The organism is Rodentibacter sp. (genome assembly GCF_057314195.1).
Map to the genome: position 1 here is coordinate 26,742 of NZ_DBHLAM010000055.1, position 19,006 is coordinate 45,747.

Sequence of the window (19,006 nt, forward strand, 5' to 3'; positions counted from 1 at the left end):
GCAGTTTTTGCTGAAATTTGCCGCACAAATTTTTAGCAAGAAAACTGTAGGCCAAGTTTAAAATTGTAAATTGAGAGATTTATAGCGAACCGCGATAGCGCAAAAAACCTTTTAATCTTTATGGATTTACTCGGCATTCCTTTTCTTTTTTACGCCCGCAGCAATCGTAGACAACGTTATTACTGGCGATAATTTTCGAGGAAGCGGGCTAGTTTGCCAATGGCTTCTTCCAATTGATTTACATAAGGTAACGTCACTACACGGAAGTGATCCGGTGAGTGCCAGTTAAAGCCTTTACCGTGCACCAACAATACTTTTTCTTGACGTAGCAAATCCAACACCATTTTTTCATCGCTATGAATATTGAATTTTTTGATGTCAAGTTTCGGGAACATATACATTGCGCCCTTCGGCTTCACGCAACTCACACCGGGAATTTGCGTAATGAGCTCGTAAGCCCGATTACGCTGTTCAAGCAAACGGCCGCCCGGTAAAATAAATTCGTTAATGCTTTGATAGCCACCCAGTGCGGTTTGAATCGCATGTTGCATCGGTACCGTCGCACACAACCGCATTGAAGCCAGCATATCCAAGCCCTCAATATAACCTTTGGCATGCTGTTTCGGGCCATTTAAAATCATCCAACCTTGACGAAAACCGGCGACTCGATAAGCTTTTGATAACCCGTTGAAGGTTACCGTTAAAAGATCCGGTGCCAACGCCGCAATATGATGATGCACTGCACCGTCATATAAAATTTTGTCATAAATTTCATCCGCAAAAATAATCAGATTATTTTCTCGCGCCACTTCCACGATTTGTTCCAACAATTCTTTACTATACACCGCGCCCGTCGGGTTATTCGGATTGATCACCACAATTGCTTTAGTTTTCGGGTTGACTTTAGCTTTAATATCATCAATTGCCGGAAACCAATCAGCTTCTTCATCGCACAAATAATGTACCGCTTTCCCGCCGGCAAGCGTCACCGCTGCCGTCCACAACGGATAATCCGGCATCGGTACCAGCACTTCATCGCCTTCATTAAGCAACGCCTGCATGGACATGGTAATCAATTCGGATACGCCGTTGCCGATATACACATCGTTTACTGTCGCCCCCTGAATGCCTTTAGATTGATAATATTGCACAATCGCTTTACGCGCCGAATATAACCCCTTGGAATCGCAATAACCTTGCGCCGACGGCAAATTGCGAATCACATCCACTAAAATTTCATCGGGCGCTTCAAAGCCGAAAGGTGCAGGATTGCCGATATTAAGTTTTAAAATTTTATTGCCTTCCTCTTCCAAACGTAACGCTTCTTTATGTACCGGCCCGCGAATGTCGTAACAGACGTGTTCTAGCTTGTCGGATTTAGGAAATAATCGCATGGTTGTGTCCTTTTTTTGTTATTTTGAGTGAGAAATGTTCGCTAATTTACGCTGAATTTTTAACCTTGAAAAGATTTTGTAAAAAAATTTTTTGTCACTCGCAAAGTACGGTAGAATACGGGCTAATTTTTGTGTATTAAAAATAATTTACAATGGGCAATTTAAAGCAAGCCGCAAAACGACTCAGTGAGCAAATTACAGATTATTTGCAGCAAAAACAAACTGTTCTTGTGTGTTTTCAAGTAAAAATCAACAATGTCGATTTGTTAGCCTGGTTAAAATCGCAAACAGCTTATCCGCAATTTTATTTGAATTTTCGCGATAAAACGAAAATTCTTGCCGCGTCGGGCAAGGTTCGCACATTTTCCGATTTAGGCGCTGCACAAGAATTTATCGAACAATACGATTATCCTTTAGTCGGCGGCTTGCAATTTCAAGGTTACGGACAATTTGTTTTACCGCAGTTTTTACTGGTGCAAAGTGAAAACAGCACCGCATTGAATTGTTTTGTTGAAGGCGCAGACTCGGCGAGCACCGCATTGGCAGCGCTAAAAACACTGTCGAACACAACACCGCTTAGCCCATTACCCAAACAAATCCCGTTATGCACGGAACGACGCGCCGACCGTCAAACTTGGTGCGATTGGGTTAATCAAGCGCTATTTGAAATCAGACAAGGCAAGCTCAGCAAACTCGTGCTAGCAAACGAAACCCGGCTACACTTAAAACAATCAATCAATGCCTACGATTTTTTAGCGGAAAGCGAAAAATACAATCAAGGCTGCTATCATTTTTTATGGGCAGAAAATCCAAATTCTCAGTTCGTCGGCTCAACGCCGGAACGCCTATTTGTGCGGGAATACAACTTATTTTTAACGGAAGCGTTGGCCGGCACCGCACCGGTTAGCGATGATCCGCAAGAAAATCAACGCCAAGCAGATTGGTTGCTGCGCGATGAAAAAAATCGCAATGAAAATTGGTTGGTGGTACAAGATATTGCACAGAATCTGCGCGATTTGACGGAAACCTTTGAAGTCGGCGAGCTGGAACTCAAACCGCTGCGCAAAGTACAACATTTACTGCGTAAAATTCGTGCCGACTTAGCCGCCCATTACCAAGATGCCGCTCTACTCAATGCGATTCATCCCACCGCAGCGGTATCCGGTTTGCCACAGCAACGAGCCAAAATGATTTTATCGAAAATCGAAACCTTCGAGCGCGGTTGGTACGCCGGTACTTTCGGCGTAATGAGCAAAACTGATGCAGAATTTTGCGTGGCAATTCGTTCCGCCTTCATTGAATCGCACCGCATTCGCGTGTTTGCCGGTGCCGGTATTGTAGAAGGTTCGCAACCGTTGGAAGAATGGCAAGAAATCGAACGTAAGGCTGCAGGATTAATCTCTTTGTTTGCTAAAAATCAATAATATATTATTTCCTTATCTTCCTCCGCTGGTGGGCAAAGAGCGGAGGAAAATTTTCCCTCGGCCTTCGGCGGCATCCCGCGTAAACGAAAGGAGCGAAGAATACTAAGAATAACGGAGAAAAAGAAATGTCTGTAAGCGTGTTTAATCGTTGTTGGTCGAAAGTGATCTTAGAAACTTTGGTACGCCAAAGGGTTACTCACTTCTGCATCGCACCCGGTTCGCGTTCCACCCCATTAACCTTAGAAGCGGTGCGCTTACAAAATGCCGGTCGCGCCACTTGCTATAGCCATTTTGACGAACGCGGCTTAGGCTTTTTTGCGCTCGGCATTGCCAAATCCGTACAAGCGCCGGTCGCCGTCATTGTCACATCCGGTACCGCCGCAGCCAATCTTTATCCGGCCATTGTTGAAGCCCGCCAAAGCGGTGTCGATCTGGTAGTACTCACCGCAGATCGTCCGCCCGAACTATGGGAATGCGGTGCCAATCAGGCCATCTTGCAACAAAATATGTTCGGTGATTATCCCGTCGCCAACGTAAACTTGCCTAAACCAAACGCTGACTATTCCGCCCAATGGTTGGTTTCTTATATTGAACAAGCCGCATTCCGACAAAAACAACGACACGGCGTCGTTCATATCAACGTGCCTTTTGCCGAACCGCTTTACGATACTGACGAAAGTGCGGTGGATCGCCACCCTTGGTTGCAATCGTTACACCGTTGGCTGTCGCAAAATAAACCTTGGGTGAAACACGAAGCATTGCAACAAGAAGTGATTCCACACGAAAATTGGGATCATTGGCGCACCAAACGCGGCGTGATTGTGGCCGGACGGTTACCAACCGAACAAGCCATGGGCATCAACGCCTGGGCGACCGCAATGGGTTGGGTGTTGCTCACCGATATTCAATCCGGTGTAGAGCCTATGATGCCTTACGCCGATATTTGGCTGGCGAACCAAACCGTACGCGAAAAATTATTGCAGGCGGATATTGTGATTCAGTTCGGCTCGCATTTTATCAGTAAACGAATAAATCAATTCCTGCAAGCTTTCAACGGGGAATTTTGGCTAGTGGAACAAAGCGACAATGCGCTCGATCCGTACCATCATGCACAAACTCGCTTTAACGCCAAAGCACATCACTGGTTGCGCGCCCATCCGCCACTTCGCCAAAAACCTTGGTTATTGGAACCGCTTGCGCTGTCCAAATTCTGTGCAGGTTTTATTGAACAGCAAGTCGGTGGCAATTTAAACGAAGCCTCCCTTGCGCATCATATTGAACGCGTGTTGCCTTATAACGGCATTTTATTCCTCGGTAACAGTTTATTCGTGCGCTTGGTCGATGCACTGACCAAATTGCCGGAAGGCTACCCGATTTATACTAATCGCGGCGCCAGCGGTATCGACGGCTTATTGGCGACTGCTGCCGGCATCGCTGTCGGCTCCGAACAACCGGTCGTTGCAATGATTGGTGATACCTCTACGCTTTACGATCTCAACTCATTGGCATTGTTCAAAAACGTCACTCAACCAACGATTATTTTCGTAATCAACAATAATGGCGGCGCAATTTTCGATATGTTGCCGGTAGACGAAGAAGTGAAAGATCGATTCTATCGCTTACCGCATAACGGCGATTTTTCACAGATCGCGGCCATGTTCGACATAAAATATGCTCATCCTTACACTTGGGCGGATTTAACTAGCGTGTTGAAACAAGCCTACGCGCGCCGTAAAACCACGTTAATCGAAATCAAAACCAATCCGAGCGATGGCAGCAACACTTACAAGCATTTAATCGAACAAATCAGTCACGCCGTCATCGGCGAATAAAAATAAGGGTACGGGCGCCATTAACGATTCTCATCGCGATGCGCCCTTTATTTTATGCTCAACGTTATTTTCCTACACGGCCTGCTCGGCACCGCATCGGACTGGCAAGACATCATCAAAAATCTCACGCAATTTCGTTGCATTGCATTAGATTTACCTTTTCACGGCGCGGCGCAACAAATCGAAGTAACGGATTTTGACGAAGCCACGCAATACCTTGCCAAACAAATTTCCAATGCGGTGCCAAACGAACCTTACGTTCTCGTCGGCTATTCCTTAGGTGGACGACTGGCATTACATTATGCGTTACAATCGAAAGCAGACAAGGGCAAGCTGCGAGCAGTGATTTTAGAAGGCGCCAATCTTGGCTTGAAAACCGAACAAGAAAGGCAAGCGCGTTTATGCCATGACAAATACTGGGCCAAACGATTTGGCAATGAAGCGCCCGAAAGCATATTGGATGATTGGTACCGGCAGCCGGTTTTCGCCCATTTAACCGAAGCTGATAGAACCGCCTTAATTCAAAAACGACAAGCCCAATGCGGTGCTAATATCGGCAACATGCTACTTGCCACCAGCCTGGCCAAACAGGCAGATTTCAGTCTGGAAGTACAATCGAACGCAGAAACATTTTTTTATTTTTGCGGTGAACATGATCGAAAATTCCAAAAACTGGCGCGAAATCTGCAGCTCAATCTCACCACAATTCCCCAAGCCGGTCACAATGCCCACGCGGAAAATCCAGAATTTTTTACTAAAGCGCTCGAAAAATTAATTTTAAAAATTGCTCAAACTTAGAAAAACACATGGGCTTTCGCCCATTTTTATTGATGAAATGCTTTTATTTTTCACATGAAGTGAATGAAGACGCTATGCGGCAATGCACCACGCAAGCTACATAAAATTTGTTTGATACGATGATATGAATTTTAATGGCTTCAATGCGGTGCTGAAACCACACCTCTCTGATTTAGAAAGAGTAATAAGAGAAATCGCTAAATATTCGTTTTATAACAACATGGCGTTTCTCAAATCAATATTATCGAAAATCACCGAAAAAAGAAGGCGCATAATTATGCGCCTTGTGGTTATTATTCTTTCTTCAATAAGAAAATACCGTGTTCGGATAAATTCACATAAGCCTGTTTTAAATTCGCATTAAAATCTTCCGGTTTGCAATTTACCAATAAATCCTTACCCGCCCAAGATGCTATCACTTCCCAGTGATTGCCCATATAGACTGCGCTTTTAATCTCACAATGTTGCGCTTCGCTACCTTCCGCGGCAAGAAAAATTGCTTCCGGCCGAATACCTACAAGGCATGGACCATCCGGTAAACTAAATTGTGCCGAATCGGAAAGCGGAATACAGTAGCCATGAATATTCACCGTACCGTTTGCTAATTCGCCGTCAAAAATACTGGATTCACCCATAAAATTGGCTAAGAACAAAGAGTTCGGACGTAAATAAAGCTCTTTTGCCGGTGCTTTCTGCATAATTTTGCCTTTATTCATCACGATGACTTCATCAGATACCGCAAAGGCCTCGGTTTGGTCATGGGTGACATAAAGGGAGGTAATACCTAAGCTTTGTTGCAGCTCACGGATTTTTTCCCGCATGGCACGACGTAAATTGGCATCCAAATTACTCAATGGTTCATCGAACAGTAACACTTTCGGTTTTAGCACAAGCGCGCGAGCTAGCGCGACGCGTTGTTGCTGACCGCCGGAAATTTGGTCCACATAACGATCTTCAAATCCGGCTAAATCTACCAATTCCAAGGCTTCTTTCACCCGTTGTTTACGCTCTTCCTTGCTCACGTTTTGCATACGCAAGCCATAGCCTACATTATCGCCGATACTCATATGCGGAAACAGTGCGTAAGATTGGAACACGATACAAATATCGCGGTTTTGAATGGAAGATTTGGTGACATCTTCGCCATCAATGAAAATTTGACCGGAAGTCGGGCTTTCCAAGCCTGCCACTAAACGCAAAACTGTAGTTTTACCGCAGCCGGACGGACCGAGCAAAGTAACCATAGTGCCGCGTTTGATGTTTAAATCCAAATCGTCAATGACCACGGATTTACCAAAAGCTTTAGTGACGTTTTTTAATACTAAGAAATCATTACTCATATTTTTTACCTACAACTTAATTCATTTTTTTCGCTTTGGAACGGGAAATGCGGGTGTCACCAACAATCCAGTCGAAGAATAAAATAATCGCCATCATCACCACGATCAAGATAGAACCGTACGCAATGGCAATACCGTATTCACCATCTTCAACGCGGTTTAGGATATAAGACGTAGCGACTCGGGTATCGGCAGTAACTAAGAATACAATAGCACTCACGGTTGTCATTGCACGAACAAAACTTGTTACCAAAGCAGATAGCAAAGCCGGTTTCAACAATGGAAATACAATAAAACAGATTGTTTTAAACGAACTACCTTTTAATGAAAGAGAGGCCTCGTCCAGAGATTTATCTAATTGGCCTAACCCTGCTATGGCTGCACGCATTCCTATAGGCATATTACGCATCACCATGGACAGAATAACGATTAAGCCGGTACCGGTGATATAAATCGGCGCATCATTAAACGCAAGAATATAAGACACACCGGCTACCGTCCCTGGCACTGCAAAACAAAGCAATGTTAAAAACTCTAGTGTCTTCTTACCTTTAAATTCACGACGTACTGTAATGTAAGCAATTAATAAGCCAAATAATGCGGTAATAGGTGCAGCTGTTGCGGCAAAAATGACCGTTTGAATTAATGATGGCCAAGCTCCGTCACTGAAACCTTGCCCAAACAGGGTTATATAGTTTTTCAATGTTAACGTATAGTTTACGCCCCAGTTTACAGTGAAACTGCCATAGAAAATACTGCCGTAAAGCATTACGTTAAACACTACCCAAAACCCTAGAATAAAAGTGATGGTATATTTCATGGTAGTTGGTAATTCTTGTACATCACCACGATAAGATTTTCCTGATACCGTTGTGTAAGAACGGTTACCAATCCACCAATATTGGATAATGAAAATACCTAAAGAGAAAATTAATAAGATTGTCCCTAGTGTACTAGCAGAAGCGTAATCTAGTTGAGAACCCGCAATATAAAAGTATATTTGTGATGAAATTACGTCAAAACTTCCGCCTAAAACCAATGGTGTACTAAAGTCGGCAATAGACTGAATAGCAACGACCAAGAATGAATTTGCTAAAGCTGGTTTCAGTAATGGAAAAATAATGTTGAAAAAGGTTTGATAGCGATTTGCTCTTAATGTATAAGAGGCCTCCTCAATTGAAGGGTGAATTGACTTTAATGCGCCTTCCAAAATCATAAAAGACATCGGTGTTAACGCAAGTGTATGCGCAATAACGATGCCGGTGAAACCATATAACCAGTTACTATCAAAACCTAAATATTCCACTAAATATTGAGTGATGTAACCGGATCGTCCCAACATTAAGGTTACACCCAATCCCACTACAAATGGCGGTGTTACGATAGGTAATATAGAGAATATTTTGCCTATTACAGCACTACGTTTAGCAATTCTTGTTGTATATAACGCAAATACTAAACCGAATGCGGTGGCGAGAACCCCAATCGTCCCAGCCACGGAGAGAGAATTCAGAATAATTCTAATAACATAAGGTTGTTTTACTATATCAATGACTTGTCCCGGAACAAATTCCGAACCTTTATAGAACATTGATATAAAAATTGCCAACGTTGGGTAAACAATAAAAAAGAAGATAAGCAGAATAATGCTAATTAACGATCCGATAATAAATTTATCGCTTTGCATTACCTTCATTTTAGCTAGCGCATTAGTAGAAATACCAATTAACGCTACAGTAAGAATAAAAATAGAATACCCTAAACTTATTTTTGCGATTGTCGCAGAAATCATAACAAACGCAAAAATAATACAGGATAAAATAAACTCAATTTTTCCTTGAGATATGACACCTTTCGTTTTCCATAAATCAGAAAACACAGGGATAAGAAAGAGTGAACCAAACCACACCCAACTAAGATTAGGCTGATACCACCCCATCGCTGTAAGTATTTCATCCGAAGTAGAATCAAAAATGCCGTAATATAACGCTAGTGATGGTAGGCAAATAAAGCCTACCATAGCGAACATTACCCAAAAGAGATTGGAATTGAGAAAATTATACTGCTTTCTCATAAAGCCTCCGTTTTTGGTAATAAATAAATTATTTATTTAATTTGACGTCACGTACCCAGCGATCAATTAAACCACTTCGCACATCGGAAGAACCAAATTTATCAAAATCATATTTAATTAAATTTAATTCGTTTGATTTCAAAGCATAAGGAGAGCCTTTAGCATTTACATTGGTTAAGATGTGATGAGATTGACCTTTTTCCCAAGAAAGTTCTTGGGATTCTTTAGACATTGCCCAATCCACAAATAACTGAGCATTTTTTAAATTACGGGCATTTTTAATAATGCTTACACCTCCTAATTCATAGCCTGTTCCTTCGCAAGGAACGACAATTTCAATCGGGGCTCCGTTTTGTTTCTCAAAAGAATAATTTTGCAAGAAACCGATTCCGACCGTTGTTTCTCCGCGTGCTAAGTTGTGGGCGGGTGCGGTGCCTGCTTTAGGGTATTGTGAAATATTTTTATCGAGATCTTTTAGATATTTGAATGCGGCGTCTTCGCCCCAAAGTTGGACAAATGTTGCAATCGCCGTATATGCAGTTCCAGCACTTTGCGGGTCCGAAATTTGAACTTCATTTTTAAGTCTTGGATCTAATAAATCCTTCCAACATTTTGGCACTTCGGTAATACCCAATTTTTTCAATTTTTCGGTATTCACACCAAAACCTAACACCCCCATATAAACAACGGAACTGTAGTTACCTTTACGACGACCCGGATCTTTAAATTCAGGCATAACCTCATTGAGCATTGGAGATTGATATGCAGTTAATAAATCCATTTCAGCCGCTTGCGAGTGGGTATCAAAAGTACCGCCATACCACACATCCGCTTGCGGGTTATTGGCTTCCGCTTTCATTTTTGCCAAGGTACTGCCTGAGCTGTTACGAACAAATGTGGTATTAACATCATATTTTTTAGCAAATGCTTGAACCTGGGTTTCACAAACTGAATTTTGTGCACTGCAATACACGACCAACCGACCTTCGGCCAGCGCCTGAGCAGAGAAGAATACACCACTTAATAAAGTTGCGGATGTAGATACGGCTAAGGAGATTTTTGAGAGTTTCATTGGAACACTCCTGTATTTTTTATTTTATGAACGCAAGCCTAGATGATTGCGTCATTAATGAAGATTACTGATAGGGGCAAATGTAATTTGCCCCTACAACGTTATTTCGCTAATTTAACCTCTTGTACCCATTTTTCAATTAAGGCTTTGCGTTGTTCGGTGGCACCATATTTCTCAAAGTCGTAATTGATCAGATTCAATTTGTTTGGATCAAACGCGGTCGGAGATTGTTCTGCAGTGGTGTTGGTTAAGATTTGTAAGGATTCGCCTTGTTTCCATGCCAATTCCTGCCCTTCTTTGGATAACGCCCAATCCACGAATAATTTTGCATTATCAAGATTACGTGCGCCTTTTAAGATGCTCACACCGCCTAATTCATACCCGGTACCTTCACAAGGAACCACTAGCTCTAACGGTGCGCCATTACGTTTTTCAAGGGCGTAATCATGTAAGAAGCCGATACCGATGGCCGTTTCGCCGCGTGCCGCATTACGAGACGGAGTGACGCCGGATTTAGTATATTGGGAAACATTCGGATGTAAGGCTTTTAAGTAATCAAAGGCTTGATTTTCACCCCAAAGTTGTACAAAAGTCGCTAAGGCGGTGTAAGCCGTACCGGCGCTTTGTGGATCTGCAATTTGCACTTCGCCTTTTAAGCGCGGATCAGTTAAGTCTTTCCAGCATTTCGGCACCTCTTTAATGCCTAATTTTTCAAGACGTTCCGTGTTCACACCGAAACCTAAAATTCCCATATAAATGGCGGAAACGTAGTGACCTTTAGTTTTTGCCGGGTCGCGGAAGCGTTCTACGATTTCATCAATATGTTTAGATTTGTACGGCTCAATTAAACCGATCTCGGCAGCTTGGGCCTGAGGGTCAAACGTGCCACCAAACCAAACGTCCGCTTGAGGGTTGTTTTTTTCTGCTTCCACTTTGGCGAAAGTGCTGCCGGAACCGTTACGAATAAAAGAGGTTTTGACATCATATTTTTCGCCAAAAGCTTTGGTGGTAGTTTCACATAAAATATTTGTGGCACTACAATACACCACCAAACGACCTTGCGCATTTGCTGCAGTGGAAGACAATAAACCGGCAGCTAGAAACGCGGTTGAAATTGAAAGAGAAATTTTGTTGAACTTCATAATACACACTCCTGTTGGATTAAAACGCCTAGATACTACTCGAAAACAAAAAACAATACCGTGATAACTCTCACAATTTTGAAAAGTAATCCCGAAAATAAAGATGAAATAGACCGTGCTTTTCTTTATAATTCAACGAATTTTTACTTCTTCTATCAGGTTAAATTTATGCCGGATTCATCTTGTATCATCATTGCCATTACCGGCGCTTCCGCTTCCGGAAAAAGTTCCATTGCTTCCACTGTACACAAGGAACTGTGTAACGAATTAGGTTGCGAAGAAATCGGTATTATTGCGGAAGATAGCTACTATAAAGATCAAAGCCATTTAGCAATGAACGAGCGCATAAAAACCAATTATGACCATCCAAACTCGATGGATCGCGATTTACTGATTAAGCATTTGCAAGATTTGAAAGCCAGCAAAGCAGTAGATGTACCGGTTTATAGTTATGTCGAACATACTCGAATGAACGAAACCACTCACTTCACACCGAAAAAAATCGTGATTTTAGAAGGTATTCTATTGCTCACGGACGAACGAATACGCCAACAAGCGGATATTTCCGTATTTGTGGATACCCCGTTAGATATTTGTTTTATTCGTCGTTTACAACGCGATATGGAAGAGCGCGGTCGCTCACTCCAATCCGTCATTGAACAATACCGCGCGACTGTTCGCCCGATGTTCTTGCAGTTTATTGAGCCGTCAAAACAATATGCGGATATTGTCATTCCGCGCGGTGGCAAGAACCGCATTGCAATTAATATGTTAAAGGCTCAAATCTTACATCTACTGGATCAAAAATAGGAGAAATTATGCGTCTTTGCGACACCGATATTGAACGCTACTTGAATGATGGCATTATTTCCTTAACGCCGCGTCCGGATAACGACAAAATCAATGGTGCTACCATTGATGTACGTTTGGGAAATTCCTTTCGCGTGTTTCGTGAACATTCCGCACCTTACATTGATTTAAGCGGTCCGAAAGATGAAGTGTCGGCGCAGCTGGAATCGGTAATGAGCGATGAAATTATTATCGGTAACGATGAAGCCTTTTTCTTACACCCCGGCGTGTTGGCGCTTGCCACCACTTTGGAATCGGTAAAACTACCGGCGAATATTATCGGTTGGCTAGACGGGCGTTCTTCTTTAGCGCGTCTGGGCTTAATGGTACATGTCACAGCGCACCGCATTGACCCGGGTTGGGAAGGAAAAATCGTATTAGAGTTTTACAATTCCGGTAAACTGCCGCTGGCTTTACGCCCAAATATGATCATCGGCGCGCTGAGTTTTGAAGTATTAAGCGGAGCGGCCGCGCGTCCGTACAGCAGCCGTAAAGATGCCAAATACAAAAATCAACAAAATGCCGTCGCCAGCCGTATCGGCGAGGATAAATAAATGAAAAAGATCGCACTAAGTCTATCGATCGTGGTGGCTGCGATCTTTGCGTTTTTTTATGTTCAACTTCAACAAGCTAAAAGCTTACTCCTTGAACAACTTGCACAACACGATATTTCGGTAAAATCCCTTAAAGTCGGTTTAATTCCACAGCCTCATTTTTCCATCGAACAATTAAATTATCACACGTTTTCCTTAACACAAACCGAAGGGAAAGTGGCGTTTTTACCTTTGTTTGCGGGCGATGTAAAACTTGAAGAGCTCACCATTGCACAAGCAAAATTAACTCAAAACGCAACAAACAGCGCCAAAATAATGATGCGTTTTGCTAATATTTCTCTAAATAAATTATTCACAAAAGAAATTCTGTTTAGTGGTGCGAATCTTATTTCGGTTGAACTGGCAAAACCAATTTACGGCAAAACGACAAAATATACTTTTACCTTTAATAAAGCCAATCTCGCCCTTCATCAAGATCGTGAATCGCTGTTGCAAATTGACGGAGCAAAACTAAACGAACAGGCGCTCGATTATATCGAAATTCACGCCGATTTTTCTAAACCGCAAAAAGTATTAATCGGCTATATCAAGCCGATTTGCACAACAAATTGCCTTGCGGTATTAAAATTCAACGGTATCGCACAACAAAGTACGGTTAATTTTTCCGGTAAAAATTTTCCGACAGAACGTTTGCTCACATTACTTAATTTACCCAAAGCGCTCACCGGGACGACGGATTTTAACATTCGACTGGCATTTAATAATTCGGAATTAATCCAAGGAACATTTGATTTTAATGCGCGTGATGGCGAAATTTTAGGTATGAACTTATTAGACTTAGTCACGCAATATTGGCCCATAAACTACCGCGGCGATTTATCGAAGAGACGAATGAGCACCGCATTCGAACGGCTTGATTCTCAACTTTCCTTGGACAACAATTTGCTGCGCGTGAATAAATTTAACCTAATAACACCCGAGCTTTTAGGGCGAGGAAACGGTTTAATTAATTTACATACCATGCAATGCGATGCAATATTAAACTTATCATCTGCCGATGAAAAATATAAAGATTTCACCTTGCCAATTCATTTTTTCGACAGTTGTTATTCCCCTCAATATAAAATCGAATTTAATAAATTTTTTAGAAAGCAATTAAAAGATTTACTTAAAGAGAAATTAAATTAATGTTTAAAAAAATCGAATCCATTCAATATTGGCGTGTAGCGGTAATGGCTTGCGCCGCTTTTATTTTTAATACCACGGAATTCGTACCGGTTGCGTTATTAACCGATATTGCACAAAGTTTTGAGATGCAGACTTCGGAAGTCGGATTGATGATTACGGTTTATGCTTGGACAGTGTTGCTCACGTCATTACCGGGAATGCTGTTGACCGGAAAAATGGAACGTAAAAGCTTGCTAATTAAGCTTTTTGTAATTTTTATTATCGGGCATCTTGTTTCGATTATCGCGTGGAATTTTTGGATTTTGCTCATTGCGCGAATGTGCATTGCATTAGCACACGCCATATTTTGGTCGATTACGGCTTCTTTGGTCATGCGCATCGCACCGAAAAATAAGAAAACCCAAGCGCTCGGTATGCTTGCTATCGGTTCTTCGCTGGCCACGATTTTGGGCTTACCGCTGGGCCGCATAATCGGCCAATTCGTTGGATGGCGTGTCACTTTTGCTGTAATTGGCATATTAGCATTAGCTGCGATGTTCTTAATTATTCGCCTTTTGCCAAATTTACCAAGCAAAAATGCCGGCTCCTTGGCAAGTTTACCGTTATTGGCGAAACGCCCGTTATTGATCGGGATTTATATTACCACCCTCATCCTTGTCGCGGCGCACTTTACCGCCTACACCTATATCGAGCCGTTCATGATTCAAATCGGGCAATTGGATCCTAATCTTGCAACCATAATCTTGCTCGTTTTCGGTGTTTCCGGCGTGATTGCCAGCTTACTATTTAATCGCCTATATCGCTTCGGTCCGACTCAATTTATTCTCGGTGCGATGAGCTTATTAGTCGTTTCACTCGCGCTATTGCTTGTCTCGGCGGATTACAAACTCACAATGTTTACGCTCGCTTTCATTTGGGGAATCGGCATCGCTTGCATAGGACTTTCGCTACAAATGCGCGTACTGCAATTTGCACCCGATGCGACAGATGTCGCCACGGCTATTTATTCGGGCATTTTTAATGCAGGGATCGGTGGTGGCGCCTTGCTTGGCAGCCAAATGATGCGCCACATCGGACTTGAATATATTGGCTTTGCCGGTGCGCTCACGGCCATCGTCGGACTCGCCGTCTTTGTGTTCGTTAATGTACGTTATCGCGAACAAAACGGCTAAAAATCCCCGGCATGAAACACATACGCAACATGCTCGTATCGAGGCTTTGACGAATCGTTCGCCAAATATAAATTTCACTCTCCAAAATAGCACCGCATTGGAACGGCCTCCAATGCGGTGCTATTTCAATACGGCGCCATTTTTAAACAAGAGTAGCAATAAAAGAGCCGCAATAACGACTACCGCGCCTGTATCAAGCGACCCGATTAGAAACCTTTTAGCGGTCAACATGAAAACAAGCTATCAATTTGCCATCCGGATATTGCTCCAATTTCGGTTGTGCTTCCCGACATTTTTCCGTGGCTTTCCAACAGCGCGGATTAAAAGCGCAACCTTGCGGTGGATTAATCGGGCTAGGCAATTCACCGGTTAATTTTATGCGTTGGCGGCGTAAATGCGGTGATAAACGCGGCGTGGCGGAAAGCAAAGCCTGCGTGTAAGGATGCTGCGGATTTGCAAAAATTTGTTCACTCGAGCCTTGTTCCACACAACGTCCCAGATACATCACCATCACTTCGTCGGCAATATGTTCCACTACGGAAAGATCGTGCGAAATGAACACATAAGAAAGTCCGAGTTCAGACTGCAAATCCATCATCAAATTTAGCACTTGCGCACGCACGGACACATCCAGTGCGGAAACCGGTTCGTCCGCCACCACGATATCCGGCTCAAGCATTAAGCCGCGCGCAATAGCGATTCTTTGGCGTTGACCGCCGGAAAACATATGTGGATAACGGTCATAAAATTCCGGCCGCAAACCGACTTTTGCCATCATCAACAGGACTTTTTCTTTGCGTTCTTTAGCAGAAAGTTTGCTGTTAATAATAAGCGGTTCTTCTAAAATCGAGCCGATTTTTTTACGCGGATTAAGCGACGCATAAGGATTCTGGAAGACAATTTGAATTTTTTTGCGGCGTAAGGCTTTTGTCGCCTTATCTTTTTCTAAAAAATTATGCCCGTTGTAATAAAGCTCACCTTCCGTTGGTTCTTCAATCATGGTGAGTAAGCGCCCGAGTGTCGATTTTCCACAACCGGACTCCCCGACAATAGCAAGGGTTTTACCTCGTTCCAACCGGAATGAAATGCCATCTAAAGCCTTCACTTGTTGCGGTTTGGCAAACAAGCCTTTTTTTACCGGATAATACTTTTTTAAGCCGACGGCACGTAAAAGTGGCATCTCGGACAATGGCGCATTTCCTTTGATTTCGATCGTCATCGTTTATTCTCCTTGATACTCCACCGGTTTGCCTTGCGCATTCAACGGCGTATGGCACTTCACTTTGCGCATTCCAATGCGGTGCTGTTTCGGCTCTACGCGACGACAATGCTCGGTGGCATACGGACAACGCGGGTTAAGCAAACAACCGGTCGGGCGATCATAACGTCCGGGTACCACGCCGGGAAGCGATGCCAAACGCGCCTTGCCTTCGGCAAATTCCGGCAGGGAATGCAACAACGCTTGCGTGTAAGGATGTTTCGGTTCACGGAAAATCTCTTCCGCACGACCTTCTTCCACCACTTGTCCGGCATACATCACAATAATGCGATGCGCTGCTTCAGCCACGAGCGCTAAATCGTGAGTAATTAAAATCAACGACATACATTCTTTTTTCTGTAAATCGAGCAATAAATCCATAATTTGCGCTTGAATTGTCACATCCAAGGCGGTGGTCGGTTCATCGGCGATCAATAATTTAGGCTTGCACGCAATCGCCATCGCGATCATCACGCGCTGGCTCATGCCGCCGGACAATTGATGCGGATACGCATCAATACGGGATTCCGGATCGGGAATGCCGACTAAACGTAACAATGCCAAAGCACGTTCGCGTCTGGTTTTTCGGCTTCCTCCCTCATGCGCTTGCAAGGCTTCCATAATTTGAAAACCGATGGTGTAAGCAGGATTAAGGCTGGTCATCGGGTCTTGAAAAATCATTGCTACGTCGGCACCAATCAGTTGACGTTTTGCTTTATCGTTAAGCTTAAGCAAATCTTGATTTTCAAAAGTTAATTCTTCAGCGAACACTCGTCCGGGGAAATCAATTAACCCCATAATTGCCAAGGAACTTACCGATTTACCCGAACCTGACTCGCCGACAATACCCAGCACTTCGCCTTGTTCCACCTGATAACTAATGCGATCCACCGCTTTAAAAGGTGCGTTTTTATCGCCGAAATGAACAGAAAGTTCTTTTACATCTAATAATGCCATTCTGTTTCCCTATTGTTTAAGTTTCGGATCAAGCGCGTCGCGTAAGCCGTCGCCCATTAAGTTAAAAGCCAGTACAAGAGATAAAATCACTAAGCCGGGAATCGTTACCAGCCAGTTCGCCGCCTGCATAAAACTGCGCGCTTCAGATAACATCGTGCCGAGTTCCGGTGTCGGCGGTTTCGCCCCGATACCCAAAAAGCCAAGTGTTGCCAATTCTAAAATCGCGTTGGAAATCCCCATCGTCATTTGTACGATTAACGGTGCCAGACAGTTCGGCAAAATCACAATAAACATTAACCGTAAAACGCCTGCACCTGCGACTTTAGAAGAAATCACATAATCGCGATTTTTTTCATTCATTACCGCCGCACGGGTCAGGCGCACATAACTAGGAATGGAAACCACTGCAATGGCCAAGGTGGCATTTGCTAATGAAGGCTCTAAAATCGAAACCACGACAATCGTCAACAGCAAATTCGGAATAGCGAGCATAATATCGATCAGACGCACAATCACCGTATCCAACACACCGCCGTAATAACCGGCAAATAAGCCAAGGCCGGTACCTAAAATACAGGACAGCAGCACAATCACAAGACCGGCAAAAACGGAAATCCGCGTACCATAAATAATGCGCGAAAAAATATCGCGGCCGATATCGTCGGTACCGAGCAAATATGCGGGATTACCGCCCTCATACCAAGCGGGCGGCAGTAGCAATGCGGTGCGATTTTGTTCTGCCGGATCAAAAGGTGCGATGTACGGCGCGAAAATACTGATGAGAGCGATGAAAAGAATAAAAATTAAACCGATTAACGCTCCGCGATTTTGTTTAAAATAAAACCAAAATTCCTGCAAAGGCGTTCTTGGCGTTAAAATTGAAGTCGTGTCTGCCATCATTTCTCCCAATTAATGACGAATACGCGGATTCACCACGCCGTAAAGTAAATCAATAGTCAAATTCACCGCAATAATAATGGTGGCGATAATCAATACCGAACCTTGCAACACCGGATAATCGCGCGCGTGAATCGCATCAATAATCCATTTACCAATACCCGGCCAAGAAAAGATCGTTTCCGTCAGCACCGCACCGGAAAGCAGTTGCCCGACAATCAGTCCGACTACCGTCACCACCGGAATCAACGCATTACGCAAAGCGTGCACAATCACGATACGGGAGTAACTTAAACCTTTCGCTTTTGCCGTGCGAATATAATCTTCGCCCAATACTTCAAGCATTGCCGAACGGGTCATGCGAGTAATAATCGCAAGCGGAATCGTACCAAGCACAATGGCCGGAAGAATTAACGATTTCAGCGCATTTTCAAACGCGCCGGGCACACCGGAAAGCCAAGTATCGATCAACATAAAACCGGTCGGCGTATCGATCCAAAAATCATTTTCTAAGCGTCCGCCTTGTGGCAAACCTAAGAGCGGCGAAACGTATAAAATCAGAATCAATCCCCACCAGAAAATCGGCATGGAATAACCGGTTAACGATACAGCCGTTACCGTATGTGAAATCCAGCTCTCTTTTTTTATCGCCGCAAAAGTACCGAAAATAATGCCACCCAGTAACGACCAAAACAGCGCAAAAAACGCCAATTCCGCCGTTGCCGGAAAAAGCGTAAAGAATTCCGAAATGACAGGTTGCTGAGTGCGAAAAGACGAACCGAAATCTCCTCGAATCACATTGCCGATGTAATTGAAATATTGCTGATACAAAGGCAGATCAAGGCCAAGTTGATGCATCATTTGCTGATGAACTTCCGGTGTTAAACCGCGCTCGCCCATCATAATCTCCACCGGATCGCCGGGAATAAAATGAACAAGGGCAAAGGTGATAAAAGTAATCGCAATGAAAGTAGGAATCACCATTAAAATACGTTTGAAAATAAATTTAAACATTCAATCACTCAACAAATAACAAAAAATGCGGTTAAAAATTG

General features: G+C 43.4%; 16 protein-coding genes. 7 read left to right on the forward strand and 9 right to left on the reverse strand.

The features are described 5' to 3' along the window. Nucleotides 1-179: 179 nt before the first annotated feature. Nucleotides 180-1,394 (reverse strand): pyridoxal phosphate-dependent aminotransferase, encoded by a 1,215-nt coding sequence (locus tag ACO59Y_RS08190; RefSeq protein WP_486132268.1) that lies wholly within the window; start codon nt 1,392-1,394, stop codon nt 180-182. A 152-nt stretch (nt 1,395-1,546) separates the two neighbouring features. Here ACO59Y_RS08190 and ACO59Y_RS08195 point away from each other — a divergent pair, with 152 nt between their 5' ends. The 3 genes from ACO59Y_RS08195 to menH all read left to right on the forward strand — a co-directional run bounded on the left by ACO59Y_RS08195 (nt 1,547) and on the right by menH (nt 5,448). Then, the gene (locus ACO59Y_RS08195; RefSeq protein WP_486132270.1) at nt 1,547-2,818 is read left to right on the forward strand and encodes an isochorismate synthase; all 1,272 of its coding nucleotides are present in this window, start codon (nt 1,547-1,549) and stop codon (nt 2,816-2,818) included. Between the two features lie 125 nt (nt 2,819-2,943). Then, nucleotides 2,944-4,650: a 2-succinyl-5-enolpyruvyl-6-hydroxy-3-cyclohexene-1-carboxylic-acid synthase gene (menD, locus tag ACO59Y_RS08200; RefSeq protein ID WP_486132272.1), complete on the forward strand. Its 1,707-nt coding sequence runs from the start codon at nt 2,944-2,946 to the stop codon at nt 4,648-4,650. Nucleotides 4,651-4,704: 54 nt separating this feature from the next. Then, the gene (gene menH, locus ACO59Y_RS08205; protein ID WP_486132274.1) at nt 4,705-5,448 is read left to right on the forward strand and encodes a 2-succinyl-6-hydroxy-2,4-cyclohexadiene-1-carboxylate synthase; all 744 of its coding nucleotides are present in this window, start codon (nt 4,705-4,707) and stop codon (nt 5,446-5,448) included. Between the two features lie 293 nt (nt 5,449-5,741). Here menH and fbpC read toward each other — a convergent pair whose 3' ends face one another. From fbpC to ACO59Y_RS08225, 4 genes are all read right to left on the reverse strand, one after another. Then, on the reverse strand, nt 5,742-6,788 hold the full coding sequence (gene fbpC / locus ACO59Y_RS08210; RefSeq protein WP_373603086.1) for a ferric ABC transporter ATP-binding protein: 1,047 nt from the start codon (nt 6,786-6,788) through the stop codon (nt 5,742-5,744). A 16-nt stretch (nt 6,789-6,804) separates the two neighbouring features. Next, nucleotides 6,805-8,862: an ABC transporter permease gene (locus tag ACO59Y_RS08215; RefSeq protein ID WP_486132276.1), complete on the reverse strand. Its 2,058-nt coding sequence runs from the start codon at nt 8,860-8,862 to the stop codon at nt 6,805-6,807. 28 nt (nt 8,863-8,890) lie between these two features. After that, nucleotides 8,891-9,934: an ABC transporter substrate-binding protein gene (locus tag ACO59Y_RS08220; protein ID WP_486132278.1), complete on the reverse strand. Its 1,044-nt coding sequence runs from the start codon at nt 9,932-9,934 to the stop codon at nt 8,891-8,893. Nucleotides 9,935-10,035: 101 nt separating this feature from the next. Then, nucleotides 10,036-11,076: an ABC transporter substrate-binding protein gene (locus ACO59Y_RS08225; RefSeq protein WP_486132280.1), complete on the reverse strand. Its 1,041-nt coding sequence runs from the start codon at nt 11,074-11,076 to the stop codon at nt 10,036-10,038. A 168-nt stretch (nt 11,077-11,244) separates the two neighbouring features. Here ACO59Y_RS08225 and udk point away from each other — a divergent pair, with 168 nt between their 5' ends. The 4 genes from udk to ACO59Y_RS08245 are packed head-to-tail and all read left to right on the forward strand — an operon-like array spanning nt 11,245 to nt 14,839. After that, nucleotides 11,245-11,886: a uridine kinase gene (udk, locus tag ACO59Y_RS08230; RefSeq protein ID WP_486132282.1), complete on the forward strand. Its 642-nt coding sequence runs from the start codon at nt 11,245-11,247 to the stop codon at nt 11,884-11,886. Nucleotides 11,887-11,894: 8 nt separating this feature from the next. Then, a complete protein-coding gene (gene dcd / locus ACO59Y_RS08235; protein ID WP_486132284.1) occupies nt 11,895-12,479 on the forward strand; it encodes a dCTP deaminase in 585 nt (194 codons plus the stop codon). Beyond that, a complete protein-coding gene (locus tag ACO59Y_RS08240; RefSeq protein WP_486132286.1) occupies nt 12,480-13,667 on the forward strand; it encodes a hypothetical protein in 1,188 nt (395 codons plus the stop codon). After that, nucleotides 13,667-14,839 carry a sugar transporter gene (locus ACO59Y_RS08245; protein ID WP_486132288.1) on the forward strand — a complete coding sequence of 391 codons (1,173 nt, stop codon included), beginning with the start codon at nt 13,667-13,669 and terminating at the stop codon, nt 14,837-14,839. Before ACO59Y_RS08240 ends, ACO59Y_RS08245 begins: the two co-directional genes overlap by 1 nt. A 217-nt stretch (nt 14,840-15,056) precedes the next feature. Here ACO59Y_RS08245 and ACO59Y_RS08250 read toward each other — a convergent pair whose 3' ends face one another. The 4 genes from ACO59Y_RS08250 to ACO59Y_RS08265 are packed head-to-tail and all read right to left on the reverse strand — an operon-like array spanning nt 15,057 to nt 18,965. Further along, nucleotides 15,057-16,058, reverse strand: coding sequence for a peptide ABC transporter ATP-binding protein (locus ACO59Y_RS08250; RefSeq protein ID WP_486132290.1), 1,002 nt, complete (start codon nt 16,056-16,058; stop codon nt 15,057-15,059). A gap of 3 nt (nt 16,059-16,061) precedes the next feature. After that, complete coding sequence (gene dppD / locus ACO59Y_RS08255; protein ID WP_486132292.1) at nt 16,062-17,054, reverse strand: dipeptide ABC transporter ATP-binding protein; 993 nt, start codon at nt 17,052-17,054, stop codon at nt 16,062-16,064. Between the two features lie 9 nt (nt 17,055-17,063). Continuing rightward, nucleotides 17,064-17,951 (reverse strand): ABC transporter permease subunit, encoded by an 888-nt coding sequence (locus ACO59Y_RS08260; protein WP_373603096.1) that lies wholly within the window; start codon nt 17,949-17,951, stop codon nt 17,064-17,066. A gap of 12 nt (nt 17,952-17,963) precedes the next feature. Next, complete coding sequence (locus ACO59Y_RS08265; protein WP_486132294.1) at nt 17,964-18,965, reverse strand: ABC transporter permease subunit; 1,002 nt, start codon at nt 18,963-18,965, stop codon at nt 17,964-17,966. Between the last annotated feature and the right edge of the window lie 41 nt (nt 18,966-19,006).

What these genes read in the sequence shown, in the direction of transcription:
- dppD (WP_486132292.1), bottom strand. Translation starts at nt 17,054, where the DNA reads ATGGCATTATTAGATGTAAAAGAACTTTCTGTTCATTTCGGCGATAAA.
- ACO59Y_RS08245 (WP_486132288.1), top strand. Translation starts at nt 13,667, where the DNA reads ATGTTTAAAAAAATCGAATCCATTCAATATTGGCGTGTAGCGGTAATG.
- ACO59Y_RS08265 (WP_486132294.1), bottom strand. Translation starts at nt 18,965, where the DNA reads ATGTTTAAATTTATTTTCAAACGTATTTTAATGGTGATTCCTACTTTC.
- menH (WP_486132274.1), top strand. Translation starts at nt 4,705, where the DNA reads ATGCTCAACGTTATTTTCCTACACGGCCTGCTCGGCACCGCATCGGAC.
- ACO59Y_RS08190 (WP_486132268.1), bottom strand. Translation starts at nt 1,394, where the DNA reads ATGCGATTATTTCCTAAATCCGACAAGCTAGAACACGTCTGTTACGAC.
- ACO59Y_RS08250 (WP_486132290.1), bottom strand. Translation starts at nt 16,058, where the DNA reads ATGACGATCGAAATCAAAGGAAATGCGCCATTGTCCGAGATGCCACTT.
- ACO59Y_RS08220 (WP_486132278.1), bottom strand. Translation starts at nt 9,934, where the DNA reads ATGAAACTCTCAAAAATCTCCTTAGCCGTATCTACATCCGCAACTTTA.
- menD (WP_486132272.1), top strand. Translation starts at nt 2,944, where the DNA reads ATGTCTGTAAGCGTGTTTAATCGTTGTTGGTCGAAAGTGATCTTAGAA.
- udk (WP_486132282.1), top strand. Translation starts at nt 11,245, where the DNA reads ATGCCGGATTCATCTTGTATCATCATTGCCATTACCGGCGCTTCCGCT.
- ACO59Y_RS08225 (WP_486132280.1), bottom strand. Translation starts at nt 11,076, where the DNA reads ATGAAGTTCAACAAAATTTCTCTTTCAATTTCAACCGCGTTTCTAGCT.
- dcd (WP_486132284.1), top strand. Translation starts at nt 11,895, where the DNA reads ATGCGTCTTTGCGACACCGATATTGAACGCTACTTGAATGATGGCATT.
- ACO59Y_RS08215 (WP_486132276.1), bottom strand. Translation starts at nt 8,862, where the DNA reads ATGAGAAAGCAGTATAATTTTCTCAATTCCAATCTCTTTTGGGTAATG.
- ACO59Y_RS08195 (WP_486132270.1), top strand. Translation starts at nt 1,547, where the DNA reads ATGGGCAATTTAAAGCAAGCCGCAAAACGACTCAGTGAGCAAATTACA.
- fbpC (WP_373603086.1), bottom strand. Translation starts at nt 6,788, where the DNA reads ATGAGTAATGATTTCTTAGTATTAAAAAACGTCACTAAAGCTTTTGGT.
- ACO59Y_RS08260 (WP_373603096.1), bottom strand. Translation starts at nt 17,951, where the DNA reads ATGGCAGACACGACTTCAATTTTAACGCCAAGAACGCCTTTGCAGGAA.
- ACO59Y_RS08240 (WP_486132286.1), top strand. Translation starts at nt 12,480, where the DNA reads ATGAAAAAGATCGCACTAAGTCTATCGATCGTGGTGGCTGCGATCTTT.